Raw genomic sequence first — 606 nt, 5'->3', positions numbered from 1 at the left:
TATTATCTTCATTGAAAGATACAGAAGCACCAAGAAATAAACATAGCTCCTTAAATAATCGATATATATTTGTCCCACTCGACATTCCAGTAATTTTTCTAAGTGAAAGGTCTTTTGCTATTATTATATTTGAATGAATATCAGCCATTAGTGCAATTTCTTTCACAAAAATCACCAAAGGTCATATTAGAAAAATCAAATGAAGATGACAACCTCATCATTGATAAAAGATAAAAAGAATGGATTGCATCAAATTCAATGCTTAGTTTATTATCTTCTTTTGTATAACTTACTGTTTTCTTTCTAAATTCACCTTCAAATAGCACTTGAAACACTTCACTGCACGGTGTTAATATTGATACTCTAACTATGTCTTTTTTTGAAAAATTCAACAGTAATTTATTTAACTCCGCATCACTAGAATTTACTGACAATGTAGGAAATGCATTAACAGATCTTGTAGAAGAAATTTTATAAGTATTTTCTCCTAATTCGTCATGCTTTAATATTTTACTACCCACAATTGAACCAGAGCGAAATATTTCTATTTTGGTTTGCGCCTCTTGAAGCATTAATAATCCCCAATAATTCCGATACTTAGAACCT

At 29.5% G+C, this 606-nt stretch carries 1 protein-coding gene; it reads right to left on the bottom strand.

What is annotated here, in order from left to right; all coding sequences use genetic code 11:
• Positions 1-140: 140 nt before the first annotated feature.
• A partial coding sequence (locus RH85_RS22920; protein WP_006711467.1) for a hypothetical protein occupies positions 141-606 on the bottom strand: 466 nt, incomplete at its 5' end.

The sequence above is a fragment of the Vibrio ichthyoenteri ATCC 700023 genome (assembly GCF_000222605.1).
Taxonomy (GTDB): Bacteria; Pseudomonadota; Gammaproteobacteria; order Enterobacterales; family Vibrionaceae; genus Vibrio; species Vibrio ichthyoenteri.
The sequence above is the reverse complement of the archived record's forward strand: the minus strand, read 5'-3'. Positions and strand labels throughout refer to the sequence as shown.